Source organism: Pseudomonas sp. RIT623 (genome assembly GCF_004519305.1).
GTDB lineage: Bacteria > Pseudomonadota > Gammaproteobacteria > Pseudomonadales > Pseudomonadaceae > Aquipseudomonas.
The window spans coordinates 51,269-68,785 of sequence record NZ_SOZA01000002.1 but is presented as its reverse complement, the minus strand read 5'-3'; the positions used below and the strand labels follow the sequence as shown (position 1 = coordinate 68,785).

Genomic DNA, 17,517 nt, shown 5'->3' with positions numbered 1-17,517 from the left:
TTTGGGGCCATGCTTCAAGCATAGCGGCTTACCGGCGAAGCGGGTTGACCGGGGACAGGTGAGGGGGCACCGGCCAGTCGGCCTGCGGGTGGGCAGGTCGCAGACGGCGTAGGAGCCGGCTCGCCGGCGAACACCGGCATAGCCGGTGCCATTCACCGCGTCGCCTGGTTCGCCAGCAAGCTGGCTCCTACAGGCGTTGCGCAGGAGCCGGCTTGCCGGCGAACGGCATTTCAAGGCAAATCGCGGCTGCGGTAGAACGCCATGAGCACCTTCACCAGGTGAGCCAGGTCCTGGCTGCCGCACAGTTCGCGGATCGAGTGCATGGCGAAGGTCGGCAGGCCAATGTCGACGGTGCGCACCCCCAGATGGCTGGCGGTGATCGGGCCGATGGTCGAGCCGCAGCCCATGTCGCTGCGCACCACGAAGCTTTGCACCGGTACTTCCTCGGCCATGCACAGGTGGCGGAAGAAACCGGCGGTTTCGCTGTTGGTGGCGTAGCGCTGGTTGTTGTTGACCTTGATCACCGGCCCGGCGTTGAGCTTGGGCCCATGGTTGCCGTCGTGCTTGTCGGCATAGTTGGGGTGCACGCCGTGGGCGTTGTCGGCCGAGACCATCAGCGAGCGCTGGACCGTGCGCACGTAGTCGTCGTTGTCCGGCAGCAGGCGTTGCAAGGTCTGCTCGAGCATCGGGCCGTCGGCGCCACAGGCCGAGCAGGAGCCGACTTCCTCGTGGTCGTTGCACACCAGCACGCAGGTTTCGTCGCTGTCGGCGCCGAGCAACGCCTGCAGGCCGGCATAGCACGACAGCAGGTTGTCCAGGCGCGCGCCGGCGATGAAGTCACCGTTCAGGCCGATCAGGGCGGCGTCCTGGGTGTCGTAGAAGCTCAGCTCGTAGTCGAGCACCACATCGGCGTTGAGGTCGTGCTCGCGGGCCAGTTGCTCGGTGAGCAGGGCGCGGAAATCGATACGCTCGTCACCCGCCACCTGCGCCAGTATCGGCGGCAACTCATTCTGCGGGTTGATCGGCCAGCCTTCGTTGGCGGTGCGGTTGAGGTGGATCGCCAGGTTGGGGATCACCGCGATTGGTAGCTTGAAGTCGATCAGTTGGCTCTCGACCTTGCCGTCACGGCGGAAGGTCACCCGACCGGCCAGCGACAGGTCGCGGTCGAACCATGGCGCCAGCAGGGCGCCGCCATACACTTCGACGCCCAGTTGCAAGAAGCCCTGGCGCTGCAGTTCAGGCTGCGGCTTGACCCGCAGGCACGGGCTGTCGGTGTGGGCGCCGACCATGCGGATGCCGGCCAGCAGCGGCGACAGCTTGCCGAGCTTGATGGCGATGATCGAGGAGTCGTTGCGGGTCACGTAGTAGCGACCACCAGGCACCGTGGCCCAGCTGTCGCGCTCGTCCAGGCGCTGGTAACCAGCAGCCTCGAGGCGCTGCACGAGGCTGGCGGTGGCGTGGAAGGGCGTCGGGGAGGCCTTGAGGAATTCGATCAGGCCGGCGTTCAGGGCATCGCGCATAAGTCACTCCAGACAGCAGTGGCGCGAGTTTAGCGTAATTGCTCGACAAATTGTGTCGGCCTGTTCGCCGGCAAGCCGGCTCCTACAACGGGCACTCTGTAGGAGCCGGCTTGCCGGCGAACAACTTCAAAACGGTGCCGGGCACTCGAATTTCAGGCGTTCGCCAGAAACTGGATGGGTAAAGCTCAGCATCGACGCATGCAGGCACAGCCGCTCATGGGCCGCCAGCGCTTCAGGGTTGGCGTACAGCCGGTCGCCCAGCAGCGGATGGCCGATCGACAACATGTGCACGCGCAGCTGGTGCGAGCGCCCGGTGATGGGCGTCAGCTCGACCCGGCAATGATCGGCACGGCGCTCGACGATGCGCCAGAAGGTCAGGGCGTGCTTGCCTTGTTCGTGGTCCACCACGTGACGTGGCTTGGTCGGCGGGTCGTAGCGCAGCGGCAGGTCGATGCTGCCGCTGTCCAGGGCCGGCTGGCCCCAGCACAGTGCGGTGTAGGCCTTTTCGGTTTCACGGTCGTGGAATTGGCGCGACAGTTCGCGGTGGCTGTCGGCGTCGCGGGCGAGCAGGATGATCCCTGAGGTTTCCCAGTCCAGGCGGTGGACGATCAGGGCGTCGGGGTAGCCGTTTTCCTGCAGGCGAGTGATCAGGCAGTCCTTGTTGTCCTCGGCGCGGCCCGGCACCGACAGCAGCAGGGTCGGTTTGTTGATCACCAGGATGGCGGCGTCTTCGTGAAGGATCTGGATGTTCGACAGCGGCATTGCAGGTTCTCTATGCGTATGGAAACCACTGGGGCCGCCTTGCGGCCCTTTCGCGACACAAGGCCGCTCCTACAGAGGTTGCGTAACCCTGTAGGAGCGGCCTTGTGTCGCGAAAGGGCTGCGAAGCAGCCCCAGGATCGGCTCGAAGCTGCTGGATCAGCGCTCGGGCAAGGTGATGTTCAGCTCCAGGATCGAGCAGCTGCCCTGGTTTTCCAGTTCGATCTGCACGTCGTCGTTGCCGATGTTGACGTATTTGCGGATCACCTCGACCAGCTCTTTCTGCAGGGCAGGCAGGTAGTCCGGGGTGCTGCGCTGGCCACGCTCGTGCGCCACGATGATCTGTAGACGCTCTTTCGCTACCGACGCGCTGCTTTGTTTCTGTCTGCCACGAAAGAAGTCAAAAAGGTTCATGGTTTACTTGCCTCCAAACAGGCGCGCGAAGAATCCTTGCTTCGGCACTTCGATGAACCGCAGCGGCTTTGGCTTGCCCAGCAGGCGGTCGACGGTATCGCTATAGGCCTGGCCGGCATCGCTCTGGTCGTCAAGGATGACCGGGATGCCCTGGTTGGAAGCCTTGAGCACGGCTTGCGATTCGGGGATCACGCCCAGCAGTTCGACCGAAAGGATTTCCTTGACGTCTTCGACGCCAAGCATTTCACCTTTCTCGACGCGCTCGGGGTGGTAGCGGGTGATCAGCAGGTGTTCCTTGATCGGGTCTTCGCCTTGCTCGGCACGACGCGACTTGCTCGACAGCAGGCCGATCATGCGGTCGGAGTCACGCACCGAGGACACCTCGGGGTTGGTCACGACAATGGCTTCGTCGGCGAAGTACATCGCCAGGTGGGCGCCTTTCTCGATACCGGCGGGCGAGTCGCAGACGACGAAGTCGAACTGCTCCTTGAGCTCCATCAGCACCTTCTCGACGCCTTCCTTGGTCAGTGCGTCCTTGTCGCGGGTCTGGCTGGCGGCCAGCACGAACAGGTTCTCGAGGCGCTTGTCCTTGATCAGGGCCTGTTGCAGGTTGGCTTCGCCATTGACCACGTTGACGAAGTCGTACACCACGCGGCGTTCGCAGCCCATGATCAGGTCGAGGTTACGCAGGCCGACGTCGAAGTCGACGATGACAGTCTTGTGCCCGCGCAGTGCGAGGCCGGTACCGATAGCGGCGCTGGTGGTGGTCTTGCCCACACCCCCCTTGCCGGAAGTAACCACGAGAATCTTGGCCAAGGTGTTTCACCCCTAAATAAACGGGACAGGCGTCCCTGCAAATACATAAAAACGGCAACAGGAAAAAGTTGCGCTAAAAATGCCGGCAAGTATCCGTTAAAGACGGGTGATGTTCAACACGTCGCCGGACAGGCTGACCTGTACGCCCAAGCCCCACAGCGGGTCGCGACGCAAGTCTTCGCAGACTTTGTACTGGCCGGCGATCGAGACCATTTCCGCGGTCATCTGCAGGCAGAAGATGCGTGCCTTGGTATTACCCTTGATACCTGCCAGGGCACGACCACGCATGGCGCCGTACACATGGATGTTGCCATCGGCGAGAAGTTCCGCGCCGGGGCTGACGGAACCGGTGACCACCAGGTCGCCGCCCTGGGCGTAGATCTGCTGGCCGCCGCGCACGGTCGAGGTGATGATCCGCGTCGGGCGCACTTCGGGCTCGGCCGGCGCCGGTGGTGGCGCGGGGGCAGGCTCGGGCGCCTTCACCTCGGGCTCAGGCTCGACCGGGCGCTCGCGGGCACCGGACGGCGGCAGCACCGGCAGGTCGATGGCGATCGCCGCGGCGATGTCCTCGATGCGGCTGGCGCGGATCGCCAGGGTGCGCAGGCCATGGTGACGGCACACGCGCATCAGCCCGGGCAGGTCGATGGCGCCCTCGTCGGCGGGCAGTTTGTCCAGGGCCAGCACCAGCGGGGTGTTGCTGAAGAAGTTCGGCGCCTGCGCCACCTTCGCCGCCAGCTGGCGGTCGAGGGATTCTAGGTCGTTGCGCGCCAGTTCCAGCACGGTGATGGCAAGCATGCTGCCCTTGAGCTGGAACACGGGGGCGTTGTCGGGTGTCTGGTTGAGGCTCATGGTCTGCATAGACGGCTTGTTGCGAGAAAAGTGCCCTGACTTATAGCGATAAGACCGATTGCCCGCAACCGATGTAGAATGCCCAGCCCTTGTCTTGCCGGAAGCTTCAATGGAACGCCCGCGTTTTCGCCCCCTTTTCCTTCACCCCCGATTCTGGGCCCTGTGGCTGGGCCTGGGCCTGCTGTGGCTGGTCGCGCAGCTGCCCTACCGCGCCCTGCTCGGGCTGGGGCGCGGCCTGGGCGCGGTGATGTACCGGGTGGCCGGCGAGCGCCGACGCATCGCCGCGCGCAATCTTGAGCTGTGCTTCCCGGCGCTGTCCGGCGACGAACGGCAGCGCCTGCTCAAGGAAAACTTCGCCTCTACCGGCATCGCCTTTTTCGAGATGGCGATGAGCTGGTGGTGGCCCAAGGCCCGCCTGGCGCGCCTGGCGCATATCGAAGGCCTCGAGCACCTGCAGGCCGCCCAGCGCGACGGCGAGGGCGCGATCCTGATGGCCGTGCACTTCACCACCCTGGAGATCGGCGCCGCGCTGCTGGGCCAGGTTCACACCATCGACGGCATGTACCGCGAGCATGGCAACCCGGTGTTCGATTTCATCCAGCGTCGGGGCCGCGAGCGGCACAACCTCGACTCGCTGGCGGTGGAGCGCGACGACGTGCGCGGCATGCTCAAGCTGCTGCGCAAGGGCCGGGCGATCTGGTATGCGCCGGACCAGGACTATGGCATGAAGCAAAGTATCTTCGTACCGCTGTTCGGTATTCCTGCCGCAACCGTCACCGCCACCAGCAAGTTCGCCCGTTTGGGTAAGGCGCGGGTGATTCCGTTCACCCAGAAGCGCCTGGAGGACGGCAGCGGCTATCGTCTGGTGGTGCACCCGCCGCTGGCGGACTTCCCTGGCGAAACCGAAGAGGCCGACTGCCTGCGTATCAACCAGTGGGTCGAAGGCGTATTGCGCGAATGCCCGGAGCAGTATTTGTGGGCGCACCGACGCTTCAAGTCGCGGCCTGAGGGCGAACCGCGGTTGTACGACAAGAAACAGCGCTAGGCTGCGTGGGAGCGGGCTTGCCCCGCGCTAGGGCCGGTACTGGCAACTACTGACTCCAGGAAGGATGCATGACCTCAACCACCGGCCTTATCCTCTCCGGCGGCGGTGCCCGCGCCGCCTACCAGGTCGGCGTGCTGGCCGGCATCGCCGAACTACTGCCCGCCGGCGCCGCCAATCCGTTCCCGGTGATCGTCGGCACCTCCGCTGGCGCCATCAATGCCGTCAAGCTGGCCAGTGGCGCCACGCGTTTCGGCGAGTCGGTGCAGCACCTGACGGCCTTCTGGCAGAATTTTCGCAGCCACCTGGTGCTGCGCAGCGACTGGCCCGGGGTGATCCGCCAGGCCAGCCGCTTCGTTGGCCACAGCCTGCTGGGCATAGGCGGCCAGGCACCGGTGGCATTGCTCGACAGCAGCCCGTTACGTGGCCTGTTGCGCGAGCACCTGGACCTGGACGGCATCGCCCATTCCCTGGCCAGCAACCAGCTGCGTGCCATTGCCGTCACCGCTTTTGGCTACGAGTCCGGCCAGGCGGTGACCTTCTACCAGGGCCGCGACACCATCGAACCCTGGCTGCGCCATCGGCGCATCGGCATGCCCACGCCCTTGACCATCGACCACCTGCTGGCCAGTTCGGCGATCCCGCTGCTGTTCGCCCCGGTGCGCCTGGGCGAGGAGTTCTACGGCGATGGCGCAGTACGCCAATCGGCGCCGATCAGCCCGGCGCTGCACCTGGGCGCCAGCCGCGTGCTGGTGGTGGGCGTCAGTGGCAACCCACAGCGGCCAGCGCCACCCTTGCCAAGCCAACGGCTGTTCAGTGGCCAGCAGCCGAGCCTGGCGCAGATCGGCGGGCACATGCTCAACAGCACCTTCATCGACAGCCTCGAGGACGATATCGAGTTGTTGCAGCGGCTCAACCACCTCAGCCACCTGTTGCCCGCGCACCTGGACGCCCGCCGCCTGGGCCTGGCGCCGATCGAGGTGCTGGTGGTGGCGCCCAGCCAGCCGCTGGATGAGATCGCCGCCCGTCACAGGCGTGAATTGCCCGCGGCGCTCAGGCTGTTCCTGCGCGGGCCGGGGGCCACCAAAACCAGCGGGGCGGGGGTGCTCAGCTACCTGTTGTTCGAGGCCAGCTATTGCAGCGAGTTGATCGAGTTGGGACGCAAGGATGCTTTGGCCAAGAAGCGCGAGCTGTGTCAGTTCCTGGGGATCTGATGATCCAGGTCGCACACCTGCCTCTGTAGGAGCGGCCTTGTGCCGCGAAAGGGCCGCTTTGCGGCCCCGGCAATCTTGAGGTGGGCAGACATCCCGGGGCTGCTCTGCAGCCCTTTCGCGGCACAAGGCCGCTCCTACAGGGGGCGTGGAGGGCCTTATTCGGCGATCTGCAACTTGCGCGCCTGGGTATACACGTAGCGCAGCTTCTCGTACTCGAACGGCGAGTTGGTCTGGCCATAGCTGAAGTTGGTGTTGTAGCGCTTGTCCACCGCCCGCAGCAGGGTAATTTCCGGATGGTCGCTGGCGCTGTCGGGCACGCCCAGGTAGTTGATTTCCTTCTCCCCCACGTAGTCCACCACCAGCCCGGTGGTGTCGCGCAGGTTCGACGGGCCGAGGATTGGCAGCATCAGGTACGGCCCTTCGGGCACGCCATAGAAACCCAGGGTCTGGCCGAAGTCCTCGCTCTGGCGCGGCAAGCCCATCTTGGTCGCCGGGTCCCACAGGCCGCCCACGCCAATCAGGGTGTTGAACATCAGCCGCGCGGTGATCTCGGCCGAGCGCTTGGGCTTGAGCTGCAGCACGCTGTTGAACAGGTTCGGCACATCACCGAGGTTGTTGAAGAAGTTGCTTACCCCGGTGCGCACGAAGCCGGGGGTGATGTAGCGGTAGCCATCCACCACCGGCAGGAATACCCACTGATCGAAGCGGTAGTTGAAGTGGTAGACGCGCCGGTTCATCGATTCCAGCGGGTCGTAGACGTTCAGCGCGGCCAGGGTCGAGCGTTCGAACTCGCGCTGGTCGAGCCCAGGGTTGAATTTCAGTTCGCGCAGCGGGTCGAGAAACCCATCGGCCTCGGCCGACAAGGTACCGATGTTGTCGGCCTCGACCACGCTGGCCCGTGGCGCGACTTCGTCGGCCAGGGCCTGGGCGCTGGCGAGCAGGGCGGTGACGAGCAGCAGTCTGTTAACCACGGAAGAACTCCAGCATGGCGTCGCTGTTGACGCGGTAGTTGAGGTTGCCGCAATGGCCGCCATGGGGGTAGAGCGTCAGGCGTTCGCCGAACACCCGGCGCAGGAAACCGATGTCGCCGGGGCCGAGGATCACGTCGTCGGCGTTGTGCATCACGGCAATCTTTGGGCTGCTGCGCAGGTAGTCTTCCAGGGCGTACAGGCTGACCTGGTCGATCAGTTGCAGCAGGCTGTTGCCGTCGGTGCGCGCGCGCCACATGGGGATCACCTGCTCGGTCAGGTAGCAGTCGAAGTCGCATTGCAGGGCCCGCTTGAAGAACGGCGTGAGGCTGCTGCCCTCGGTGATCGGGAACTTCGGCGGGATGATCAGGCCGCGGCGGTTGATCAGGTCGGAGGTGAAGGCGATATCGGCCGCCGAGAAGCGGAACGAGGTGCCAATGAGCATGGCCATTTGCTCGTTGGACAAGTGCTCGCGGGACTGCTGGAAGTCGTACAGCAGTGCCTCGTTGAGGTCGATGTAGCCCTTTTCCTGGAAGTAACGCGTGAGTTTTTCCAGCATCAGCTCATAGAAGGTGGTGCTCTTGTCGATGCCCTTGACTCGGGTTTGCACCAGCTTGTCCAGCTTGCTGATCGAGGTGTACAGGTTGACCGGCGGATTGAGCAGCAGCACGCGCTTGAAGTTGAAGCTGCGCCGGGTTTCGTCCAGGTGGCTGACGAACGCCGCATCCAGCGCGCCGAGGCTGTAGCCGCTTAGGTAGAACTCGCTGATCGGCAGGCTCGCGTGCTGGGCGCGCACGGCCTGCATCACCCGGTACAGGTCCTCGGCGTCGTCGCGCGACACGCCGGGGGTGGCGAAGCGCGAGGCGGCGCTCATGAAGTCCCAGCTGGTCGGCGAGGACAATTGAACCACGTGGTAGCCGGCTTGGTAGAACAGCTTCTTCAGGTATTCGTTGATGCTGCTGGAATAGGGCGCCCCGGTGCCGGCGATGAGGAAGATCAGTGGCGCCTGGTGGTCTTGTCGAGCCAGTCGATAGCGCAGCTTCTTCACCGGCCAGAAGTTGTCCGGCAGGGTGAACTCGCGCTCTGGGCGCAGGTTGAGGCTGTAATCGGCCTGGTCGATGTCATCGTCGCTGGGCAGCGTCGGGCGCTGGTCCGGCGGGGTGGTGGCGATGGTCGCCTCGAACGGGTTTTTCAGCGGATAGCCGTAGCTTTGCGGGTCGATGTCCCGCGCCGAAGCGATCGCCGTCACGAGCAGGCCGCCGAGCAGGGCGGCCAGGCGCAAAGATCGAAGCATGTAGTCCCCCAGGAAAACGCAAGGTCGTGCAGTACGCAGGCTAGGACCATGGCAACGGGTGCAAAGTTGCCCGCCGCTCATGCCTTTGTCGCGCCAGATGTTGCCGCAGCCGGCAATCCGTGTCTTGTGCAACATAGCTGCAGGGCCATGATTTTGCCTTACAACGCCCCCTGGGGGATCATGCAGCATTTCGATTACCGCAATGGGAGAGCTGGATGACGCGTTCGTGGCCGGTCTGGGCGGTGTTGTGTCTGGCGTCGTGGCTGGCAGCCAGTTATGGCGTGCGTTACGGGTTGATGGAGGACGCCCGCTGGGTGGGCTTGTGCGCGGTGCCTGGCGAACTCTGGCAGTGCCGGGTACGGTCGCTGATGGGGCTGGCGATTCACTTTCAGGTGATGGCCTGGGCGGCGCTGGGGCTGGCACTGTTGGCCCAGGTAACGCCCCGTCGGGGCGGCAGATGGCTGGCAGGGCTGGCGCTGCTGTGCGGGGTACCGGCGTTGGTGCTGTATACCGCGAGCATCGCGGTATTTGCGCTGGTCTTGGCCGGCTTGCGGTTGGTCAGGAGGTGAGCGCGGGGCGCAACCTGAGGCTGCGCCACAGTGCCCCGACCATCAGCACGCTAACCAGCGCCCAGCCCCAGGCCTGCTGGTTGGCCAGCCCCTCGCGCCACAACTGGGGTGCTATGCCGGCGCCGACGATGAACGCCAGCAACGCCACCTCCGCCCGCCGCGCCGGCACCGGCCGGAGCAGATAAACTACCGCCGGCAGTAGCAGCGCGGCACTGGGGAAGCTGCGATAGCGCGGGTCGAACACCAGCGCCAGCATGCTGACCGCCGCGGCGAAGCCTGCGGCCAGCAGCCAGATGCCGGCGCGCGCCTGCAGCCAGGCAAACAGCCGTTGCCGCCAGCCCTCGCGCCGGGCCAGGACCAGGGCCGCGTGGGCCAGCACCAGCAGGTTCAACCCGGTCAATGCCAGCGCCCATAGCCATTCCCCGGCGAACCTCGCATGGGTACGCATCAGCTCGCCCCACAGTCCCAGGCTGGCGGCGCCCAGCGCCGCCAGCAGCGGCAGCAGCAGGGCGGCGCGGCGATCCGCCGGGCGCCCGGCCAACGCCAGGGTGGCCAGCAACACCAGTGCGCTGGCCAGCCACCATTGCCGCCACAGCGCCAGGTTGCTCACCGGCCCTTCGAGCACGCCCTTGTCCTGGCGGTTGGCATCGTACAGGCCCCAATAACCACCTACCGCACCTTCGCTGGCACGTTTCCACGGCTGGTCGAAGGCCTCGATCAGGTTGTAGCGCCAGCCATTGGCTTCGGCCAGGGCGACGAAGCCACGGATGAAACGCGCCTCGTTGACCCGGCTCGGCACCGCGGTCTCGCGCTGGCGGCCTTCGCTGGGCCAGCCGGTTTCGCCAATCAGCACATCCTTGGGCGCGAAACGCTTGCCGAACACCTGGCGCACCTCGGCGACATGGGCCAGCGCCGCGTCGATGCCGTGCGGATCGTCCTCCCAGTACGGCAGCAGGTGGATGGTCAGGAAGTCCACCGCCGGCGCCACCTCGGGGTGTTGCAGCCAGAACTCCCAGACATCGGCGTAGGTCACCGGCACCTGCACCTGGCTTTTGACCTTGGCGACCAGCGCGGCCAGGCGCTGGCCGGTGACCTCCTTGCGTAGCAACGCCTCGTTGCCGACGATCACCGCGCTGACCACGTCCGGGTTGGCCTTGGCGGCGGCGATCAGCAGGTCGATTTCCTTGTCGGTGTCGACCGGGTTGGCGTTGACCCAGGCGCCGAGCATCACTTTCAGGCCGTGCTTGCGGGCCAGCGCCGGGATCGCCTCGAGGCCGGTCTGCGAATAGGTGCGAATGCACTGGAAACGCTCGGCGAGCAGTGCCAGGTCGGCGTCCATGCGTGCTGGGCGCAAGCGAAACGGCTGGTCGAACGGCGACTGGTCCTTGTCGAATGGGGTGTAGGAGGCGCATTGCAGCTTGTGCGTCGGGCTGGCGGCGTCGGGCAGGTGCACGGGCTTGCCCAGGCCATGCCAGAGGGCGCCCAGGCCAAGCATGGCCAGCAGGCAGGCGAACAGGTAGAGAAGGCGCGACATCGGGCGGTCCATCGTCGAATTCGGATACGGGGCTGCTGTGCCGCCCCAAGGGCCTGTGATAGTAGCCCGCCGCCAAGCCTTTGGCATGCAAGGATCGCGCAGGGCCACGGCGCGCGATGGCGTTAATGGCACAGTGCTGTCGCTGATCGTTCGCTGGAGGTCGCTGACAGAGCAGGTCGCGCGCGGGGGCAGGTCGATGATGCACTCTCCAAGACCTGACGAGGGGATGCCTTGATGACGATTACAAGAATGCGACGTTTCCTGGGCGTGGGCACCGCCCTGGTATTGGCCATGAGCACCGCGCAGGCAATGGCCAAGGAAGTAAGCATCGGTTACGTGGACGGCTGGTCGGACAGCGTGGCGACCACCAACGTGGCCGCCGAAGTGATCAGGCAGAAACTCGGCTATGACGTGAAGCTGCAGGCGGTGGCCACCGGCATCATGTGGCAGGGCGTGGCCACCGGCAAGCTGGATGCCATGCTGTCGGCGTGGCTGCCGGTGACCCACGGCGAGTATTGGGCCAAGAACAAGGACAACGTGGTCGACTACGGCCCCAACTTCAAGGACGCCAAGATCGGCCTGATCGTCCCCGAGTACGTCAAGGCCAGCAGCATTGCCGACCTCAAGACCGACACCAGCTTCAAGCAGAAGATCGTCGGCATCGACGCCGGTTCCGGGGTGATGCTCAAGACCGAGCAGGCGATCAAGGACTACGAGCTGACGGGCTACAAGCTCACCGCCAGTTCTGGCGCGGCGATGACCGCCGAGCTGGGGCGTTCCTACGCCAAGCAGCAGTCCATCGCGGTGACTGGCTGGGTGCCGCACTGGATGTTCGCCAAGTGGAAGCTGAAGTTCCTCGAGGACCCCAAGGGCGTCTATGGCGCGGCCGAGACGGTCAACAGCATCGGCAGCAAGGGGCTGGCGAGCAAGGCACCGGAAGTGGCCGAGTTCCTGAAGAAATTCCAGTGGCAGTCCAAGGATGAGATCGGCGAGGTGATGCTGGCGATCCAGGAGGGTGCCAAGCCTGAAGCCGCGGCCAAGGACTGGGTGGCCAAGCACCCGGAACGGGTCAAGGAGTGGACGGGTAAATAATCGGAAGTTGGCGTATGCCTATCGCGGGCCAAGCCCGCTCCCGCGGATTTCGAAGTACTGCGTGGGAGTGGGCTTGGCCCGCGATCTACGACGGGTTGTTACCAAATCTGTAAAACACCGTTGCATCTAAGACTAAGGTCGTCTGGTTGGCGTCCAACGGCAGCATAAAGTGGAGTCGGGTTCTCCCTAATCTGTGCTGCTAGGACAAAAACAATGAACGACAGCATTTACCTCTCGATACAGAACAGCCCGCGCTTCAAGGAGCTGGTCACCAAGCGCGAGCGTTTCGCCTGGATTCTCTCGGCGATCATGCTCGGCCTCTACTGCGCCTTCATCCTCCTCATCGCCTATGGCCCGCATCTGCTGGGTGCCAAGTTGAGCCCCGATTCGTCGATCACCTGGGGTATTCCCCTGGGTGTCGGCCTGATCGTCTCGGCGTTCGTGCTCACCGCCATCTACGTGCGCCGCGCCAACGGCGAGTTCGATGAATTGAACAAGGCGATCCTCGAGGAGGCCAAGCAATGATCCGTCACGCCAAGACCCTGGCCGTTCTGGCCTGCGGCGCTTTCGCACCCGCCGTGTGGGCCGCCGACGCCCTGACCGGCGAGGTGCACAAGCAGCCGCTGAACGTTTCGGCGATCGCCATGTTCGTGGCCTTCGTTTGTTTCACCCTGGGGATTACCTACTGGGCCTCCAAGCGCAACAAGTCGGCGTCTGACTATTATGCTGCCGGTGGCCGCATCACCGGCTTCCAGAACGGCCTGGCGATTGCCGGCGACTACATGTCGGCGGCCTCGTTCCTGGGCATTTCCGCGCTGGTGTTCACCTCCGGCTACGATGGCCTGATCTACTCCATCGGTTTCCTGGTCGGCTGGCCGATCATCCTGTTCCTGATTGCCGAACGCCTGCGCAACCTTGGCAAGTACACCTTCGCCGACGTCGCCTCATACCGCCTCGGGCAAAAAGAGATCCGCACCCTGTCGGCCTCCGGTTCGCTGGTGGTGGTGGCCTTCTACCTGATCGCGCAGATGGTCGGTGCCGGCAAGCTGATCCAACTGCTGTTCGGCCTCGACTACCATGTCGCGGTGATCCTGGTCGGCATCCTGATGTGCCTGTACGTGTTGTTCGGCGGCATGCTCGCCACCACCTGGGTGCAGATCATCAAGGCGGTGCTGCTGCTGTCCGGTGCCAGCTTCATGGCACTGATGGTGATGAAACACGTGGGCTTCGACTTCAACACGCTGTTCTCCGAGGCGATCAAGGTGCATGCCAAGGGCGAGGCGATCATGAGCCCGGGCGGCCTGGTCAAGGACCCGATCTCGGCATTCTCCTTGGGCCTGGCGCTGATGTTCGGCACCGCTGGCCTGCCGCACATCCTGATGCGCTTCTTCACCGTCAGCGATGCCAAGGAAGCGCGCAAGAGCGTGCTCTACGCCACCGGCTTCATCGGCTACTTCTACATTCTGACCTTCATCATCGGCTTCGGCGCGATCCTGCTGGTCAGCACCAACCCGGACTTCAAGGATGCCGCCGGCGCCCTGCTGGGTGGCAACAACATGGCCGCGGTGCACCTTGCCGATGCGGTGGGCGGTAGCATCTTCCTCGGCTTCATCTCGGCGGTGGCCTTCGCCACCATCCTGGCGGTGGTCGCCGGCTTGACCCTGGCCGGCGCCTCGGCGGTGTCCCACGACCTTTACGCCAGTGTCTGGCGCAAAGGCAAGGCCAACGACAAGGACGAGATTCGCGTGTCGAAGATCACCACCGTTGCCCTGGGCGTGCTGGCGATTGGCCTGGGCATCCTGTTCGAGAACCAGAACATCGCCTTCATGGTCGGCCTGGCGTTCTCCATCGCCGCCAGCTGCAACTTCCCGGTCCTGCTGCTCTCGATGTACTGGAAGAAGCTGACCACCCGCGGCGCCATGATCGGTGGCTGGATGGGCTTGATCAGCGCGGTGGGCCTGATGGTCCTCGGCCCGACCATCTGGGTGCAGATCCTCGGCCATGAGAAAGCCATTTACCCGTATGAGTACCCGGCACTGTTCTCGATGATCATCGCCTTCGCCGGCATCTGGTTCTTCTCGGTCACCGACAAGTCCAAGGCCGCTGAAGACGAGCGCGCGCTGTTCTTCCCGCAGTTCGTCCGTTCGCAGACTGGCCTGGGGGCCAGCGGCGCGGTCTCGCACTGACCTGTTGAGCTGAACGCGCAACGCCCCGGCCCAAGCCGGGGCGTTGTCGTTTCAGGGCGTCATATGTGGCCCAGCAACACCAGGATCAGCAGGATCACCAGCACCACGCCGACAATACCGGACGGGCCATAGCCCCAGGCGCGGGAATGGGGGAAGACCGGTAAGCCACCGATCAGCAGCAGGATCAGGATGATGATGAGGATCGTGGTCATGGTGGAGTCCTTGCGTGATGGAAGGGCTGGCGCAGGCGAGGCCGGGCGCTTACAGATTCCGACCGGTACCGTCAGGCAAAAATTCAATCCGTTTTGGGCGCCCGCAGCTTGGATACCGCTGTATTCAGCACCCTGATGCCGCACCGCCAGGGGGGGGTTCTGGCTAGACTCCAGCCCACTCTCACTGTTCAAGGCGCTTGACCATGCACAACCGAATGATGATCACCGGGGCCGGCTCCGGCCTGGGCCGCGAGATCGCCCTGCGCTGGGCGCGAGACGGCTGGCGCCTGGCCTTGGCCGATGTCAACGAGGCCGGGCTGCAGGAAACCCTGGCGCTGGTGCGCCAGGCCGGCGGCGACGGCTTCATCCAGCGTTGCGACGTGCGCGACTACAGCCAGCTCACCGCCTTGGCCCAGGCCTGCGAGGAGAAGTTCGGCGGCATCGACGCGATCGTCAACAATGCCGGGGTGGCCGCGGGTGGTTTTTTCGCCGAGTTGTCCCTGGAGGATTGGGACTGGCAGATCGCGGTCAACCTGATGGGCGTGGTCAAGGGCTGCAAGGCATTCCTGGCGCAGCTCGAGCGCAGCCGTGGGCGGATCATCAATATCGCCTCGATGGCGGCCCTGATGCAGGGCCCGGGCATGAGCAACTACAACGTCGCCAAGGCCGGCGTGCTGGCGTTGTCCGAGAGCCTGCTGGTGGAACTGCGCCAGGTCGAGGTGGCGGTGCATGTGGTCTGCCCATCGTTCTTCCAGACCAACCTGCTCGACTCGTTCCGCGGCCCGGACCCGGCGATGAAGGCCCAGGTGGGCAAGCTGCTCGAGGGCTCGCCGATCAGTGCCGCCGATATCGCCGAGCATATCCATGCCCAGGTCGCGGCGGGGGAGTTCCTCATCCTGCCGCACGAAGCCGGACGCCAGGCCTGGCAGCTCAAGTGCCAGGCGCCGCAGCGGCTGTATGACGAGATGGCCGAGATGGCGCTGAAAATGCGCGCGAAACAGCGCAGAAACAGCCATTAACAGGAATGATCTGTAGGGATATTTACCGCTTTATGTGGGATCGGTCTATTTGTCTGGTGAACGATTGAGTAGGTGAAGGCGGCCGGTGCAGTCTCCGATTTTCCCGTGAGCAGGAGGATCGGTACATGCTGGTAATCGGACGTGAAAAAGGCGAGGTGATCGTCATTGCAGATGACATCCGCATCCAGGTGATGGGGATCGAGAAGGGCGGGCAGGTGCGTTTCGGCATCATTGCACCGCGCGAGGTGGAGGTACACCGGGTCGAGGTGTACAAGCGGATCAAGGCGCAGGCGCGGGAGGAGGCGCAAGCCTGATAGCCAGCGCCCGGGGCGTCACTCGAGCAACTCGCGGGGCACTTCGTGCCTGGCCAGCAACTGGCACTGCTGGCTGTCCATGTCGAACAAAATGAACGCCTGGCCCCTGGCCAGCGCCTGGCGCACGCGCAGGACTCGGGTTTCCAGCGGCGTGTCATCGCCGTTGTCGGTGCCGTCGCGGGTGACGAAGTCTTCGATCAGGCGGGTCAGGGTTTCGGCTTCGAGTTGCTCGTGGGGGATCAGCATGGTCTGGGGCGATGGTGGTGGGGGTGTGTGCATGCTACGTGAAATTGCGTGAGCATGCTGTGTCAGAGAGCATGCTCACGCCTGTAGGAGCCAGCTTGCTGGCGAACCAGGCACCGCGGTGGCAGGCACCGGCATTTGTGGCCACCCCAGGGGCCCAGGGCGTCAGCCTTTGTTTCCCACCAGGCTGTCCACCGCCGGCACCCGGGTCTCGCTCTCCATTTGCGCGTCATGTTCCAGCTGATGGCTGAAGCGCTCCAGCGAGGCGCTGGCCGGTTGCGAGTCGCTGGCGAACACCGGTGGGCTGAGCAGGTAGCCGGCCAATAGTTTGCTCAGGGCGGCGAGGCTGTCGATATGGGTGCGTTCATAACCATGGGTGGCATCGCAGCCGAACGCCACCAGCGCGGTGCGGATATCGTGGCCGGCGGTCACTGCCGAGTGGGCGTCGCTGAAATAGTAGCGGAACAGGTCGCGGCGCACCGGCAGGTCCTGGTCGCCGGCCAGTTTCAGCAGGTGCCGCGACAAGTGGTAGTCGTAGGGGCCGGACGAATCCTGCATGGCCACGCTCACCGCATGCTCGCTGGAGGCCTGCCCCGGCGCCACCGGCGCGATGTCGATGCCGACGAACTCGCTGACATCCCAAGGCAGGGCGCCTGCGGCGCCCGAGCCGGTTTCCTCGGTGATGGTGAATAGCGGGTGGCAGTCGATCAGTGGTTGACGGCCGCTCTCCACCACGGCCTTGAGCGCCGCCAGCAAGGCGGCCACGCCGGCCTTGTCGTCGAGGTGCCGGGCACTGATATGGCCGCTTTCGGTGAATTCGGGCAGCGGGTCGAAGGCGACGAAGTCGCCGATGGCGATCCCCAGCGCTTCACAATCGGCGCGGGTGGCGCAGTAGGCGTCCAGGCGCACTTCCACGTGCTCCCAGCTGACCGGCATCTGGTCGATGGCGGTGTTGAAGGCGTGCCCACTGGCCATCAGCGGCAGCACGCTGCCACGGTATACGCCGGTGTCGGTGAACACGCTGACACGGCTGCCCTCGGCGAAGCGGCTCGACCAGCAGCCCACCGCCGCCAGTGCCAGGCGGCCGTTGTCCTGCAACTGGCGCACGCTGGCGCCGATGGTGTCCAGGTGAGCGGACACGGCGCGGTCGGGCGAATTCTGCCGACCCTTGAGGGTGGCGCGGATGGTGCCGCGGCGAGTCAGCTCGAAGGGAATGCCCAGTTCGTCCAGGCGTTCGGCGACGTAGCGCACGATGGTGTCGGTGAAACCGGTGGGGCTGGGGATGGCGAGCATCTCCAGCAGTACCCGCTTGAGGTAGTCGAGGTCGGGTTCGAGGTGTCGTTCGGACATGTCCAGGTCTCCGGTCGAGTTGAATTGTCAAATTGCGGCAGGTTTTTGTAGCAGCGGCCTTGTGTCGCGAAAGGCCCGCAAAGCGGGCCCGGCAATGGCTGTGGCGAAGCTGAAACCGGGGG

19 protein-coding genes are annotated in these 17,517 nt (G+C 64.7%); 8 read left to right on the top strand and 11 right to left on the bottom strand.

Annotated elements, in window-relative coordinates; all coding sequences use genetic code 11:
* Positions 1-230: 230 nt before the first annotated feature.
* The 5 genes from E3U47_RS02195 to minC all read right to left on the bottom strand — a co-directional run bounded on the left by E3U47_RS02195 (position 231) and on the right by minC (position 4,367).
* Positions 231-1,520 (bottom strand): M18 family aminopeptidase, encoded by a 1,290-nt coding sequence (locus E3U47_RS02195; protein WP_134689303.1) that lies wholly within the window; start codon positions 1,518-1,520, stop codon positions 231-233.
* Positions 1,521-1,646: 126 nt separating this feature from the next.
* On the bottom strand, positions 1,647-2,282 hold the full coding sequence (locus E3U47_RS02190; RefSeq protein WP_134689301.1) for an RluA family pseudouridine synthase: 636 nt from the start codon (positions 2,280-2,282) through the stop codon (positions 1,647-1,649).
* A gap of 156 nt (positions 2,283-2,438) precedes the next feature.
* A complete protein-coding gene (gene minE, locus E3U47_RS02185; protein ID WP_134689299.1) occupies positions 2,439-2,693 on the bottom strand; it encodes a cell division topological specificity factor MinE in 255 nt (84 codons plus the stop codon).
* Positions 2,694-2,696: 3 nt separating this feature from the next.
* Positions 2,697-3,509 carry a septum site-determining protein MinD gene (gene minD / locus E3U47_RS02180; RefSeq protein ID WP_110736460.1) on the bottom strand — a complete coding sequence of 271 codons (813 nt, stop codon included), beginning with the start codon at positions 3,507-3,509 and terminating at the stop codon, positions 2,697-2,699.
* A gap of 96 nt (positions 3,510-3,605) precedes the next feature.
* Positions 3,606-4,367, bottom strand: coding sequence for a septum site-determining protein MinC (gene minC / locus E3U47_RS02175; RefSeq protein WP_134689297.1), 762 nt, complete (start codon positions 4,365-4,367; stop codon positions 3,606-3,608).
* A gap of 100 nt (positions 4,368-4,467) precedes the next feature.
* Between minC and E3U47_RS02170 the strand changes: the two genes are divergently transcribed.
* Positions 4,468-5,403 carry a lipid A biosynthesis lauroyl acyltransferase gene (locus tag E3U47_RS02170; RefSeq protein WP_134689296.1) on the top strand — a complete coding sequence of 312 codons (936 nt, stop codon included), beginning with the start codon at positions 4,468-4,470 and terminating at the stop codon, positions 5,401-5,403.
* 68 nt (positions 5,404-5,471) lie between these two features.
* Entirely contained in the window at positions 5,472-6,614 is a 1,143-nt protein-coding gene (locus E3U47_RS02165) for a patatin-like phospholipase family protein (protein WP_134689294.1), read from the top strand.
* Positions 6,615-6,769: 155 nt separating this feature from the next.
* Here the strand turns inward: E3U47_RS02165 and E3U47_RS02160 are convergent, their stop codons facing one another.
* Complete coding sequence (locus tag E3U47_RS02160) at positions 6,770-7,585, bottom strand: VacJ family lipoprotein (RefSeq protein ID WP_134689292.1); 816 nt, start codon at positions 7,583-7,585, stop codon at positions 6,770-6,772.
* Positions 7,578-8,876, bottom strand: a complete 1,299-nt coding sequence (locus E3U47_RS02155; protein ID WP_134689290.1) for a serine/threonine protein kinase — start codon at positions 8,874-8,876, stop codon at positions 7,578-7,580. The genes E3U47_RS02160 and E3U47_RS02155 overlap by 8 nt, the downstream gene beginning before the upstream one ends.
* Before the next feature lie 215 nt (positions 8,877-9,091).
* On the opposite strand from E3U47_RS02155, the gene E3U47_RS02150 reads away from it, so the two are divergent.
* Entirely contained in the window at positions 9,092-9,445 is a 354-nt protein-coding gene (locus E3U47_RS02150) for a hypothetical protein (protein WP_134689288.1), read from the top strand.
* On the opposite strand, the gene E3U47_RS02145 is transcribed toward E3U47_RS02150, so the two are convergent.
* On the bottom strand, positions 9,435-10,991 hold the full coding sequence (locus E3U47_RS02145) for a beta (1-6) glucans synthase (RefSeq protein ID WP_134689287.1): 1,557 nt from the start codon (positions 10,989-10,991) through the stop codon (positions 9,435-9,437). The two genes, E3U47_RS02150 and E3U47_RS02145, sit on opposite strands and share 11 nt — an antisense overlap.
* Before the next feature lie 222 nt (positions 10,992-11,213).
* Here E3U47_RS02145 and E3U47_RS02140 point away from each other — a divergent pair, with 222 nt between their 5' ends.
* The 3 genes from E3U47_RS02140 (at position 11,214) to E3U47_RS02130 (ending at position 14,257) form a co-directional block, all read left to right on the top strand.
* A complete protein-coding gene (locus tag E3U47_RS02140) occupies positions 11,214-12,071 on the top strand; it encodes a glycine betaine ABC transporter substrate-binding protein (protein WP_134689285.1) in 858 nt (285 codons plus the stop codon).
* 213 nt (positions 12,072-12,284) lie between these two features.
* Positions 12,285-12,596, top strand: a complete 312-nt coding sequence (locus E3U47_RS02135; RefSeq protein ID WP_134689284.1) for a DUF485 domain-containing protein — start codon at positions 12,285-12,287, stop codon at positions 12,594-12,596.
* Complete coding sequence (locus E3U47_RS02130) at positions 12,593-14,257, top strand: cation acetate symporter (RefSeq protein WP_134689282.1); 1,665 nt, start codon at positions 12,593-12,595, stop codon at positions 14,255-14,257. The genes E3U47_RS02135 and E3U47_RS02130 overlap by 4 nt, the downstream gene beginning before the upstream one ends.
* Positions 14,258-14,316: 59 nt before the next feature.
* On the opposite strand, the gene E3U47_RS02125 is transcribed toward E3U47_RS02130, so the two are convergent.
* Positions 14,317-14,469, bottom strand: a complete 153-nt coding sequence (locus tag E3U47_RS02125) for a DUF3309 family protein (protein WP_134689280.1) — start codon at positions 14,467-14,469, stop codon at positions 14,317-14,319.
* 203 nt (positions 14,470-14,672) lie between these two features.
* Between E3U47_RS02125 and E3U47_RS02120 the strand changes: the two genes are divergently transcribed.
* On the top strand, positions 14,673-15,488 hold the full coding sequence (locus E3U47_RS02120; protein ID WP_134689278.1) for an SDR family oxidoreductase: 816 nt from the start codon (positions 14,673-14,675) through the stop codon (positions 15,486-15,488).
* Between the two features lie 125 nt (positions 15,489-15,613).
* Entirely contained in the window at positions 15,614-15,802 is a 189-nt protein-coding gene (gene csrA / locus E3U47_RS02115) for a carbon storage regulator CsrA (protein WP_134689276.1), read from the top strand.
* Positions 15,803-15,820: 18 nt separating this feature from the next.
* On the opposite strand, the gene E3U47_RS02110 is transcribed toward csrA, so the two are convergent.
* Positions 15,821-16,048, bottom strand: coding sequence for a YheU family protein (locus E3U47_RS02110; protein WP_134689275.1), 228 nt, complete (start codon positions 16,046-16,048; stop codon positions 15,821-15,823).
* Positions 16,049-16,210: 162 nt separating this feature from the next.
* Positions 16,211-17,395, bottom strand: a complete 1,185-nt coding sequence (locus E3U47_RS02105) for an osmoprotectant NAGGN system M42 family peptidase (RefSeq protein WP_134689273.1) — start codon at positions 17,393-17,395, stop codon at positions 16,211-16,213.
* Positions 17,396-17,517: the final 122 nt, after the last annotated feature.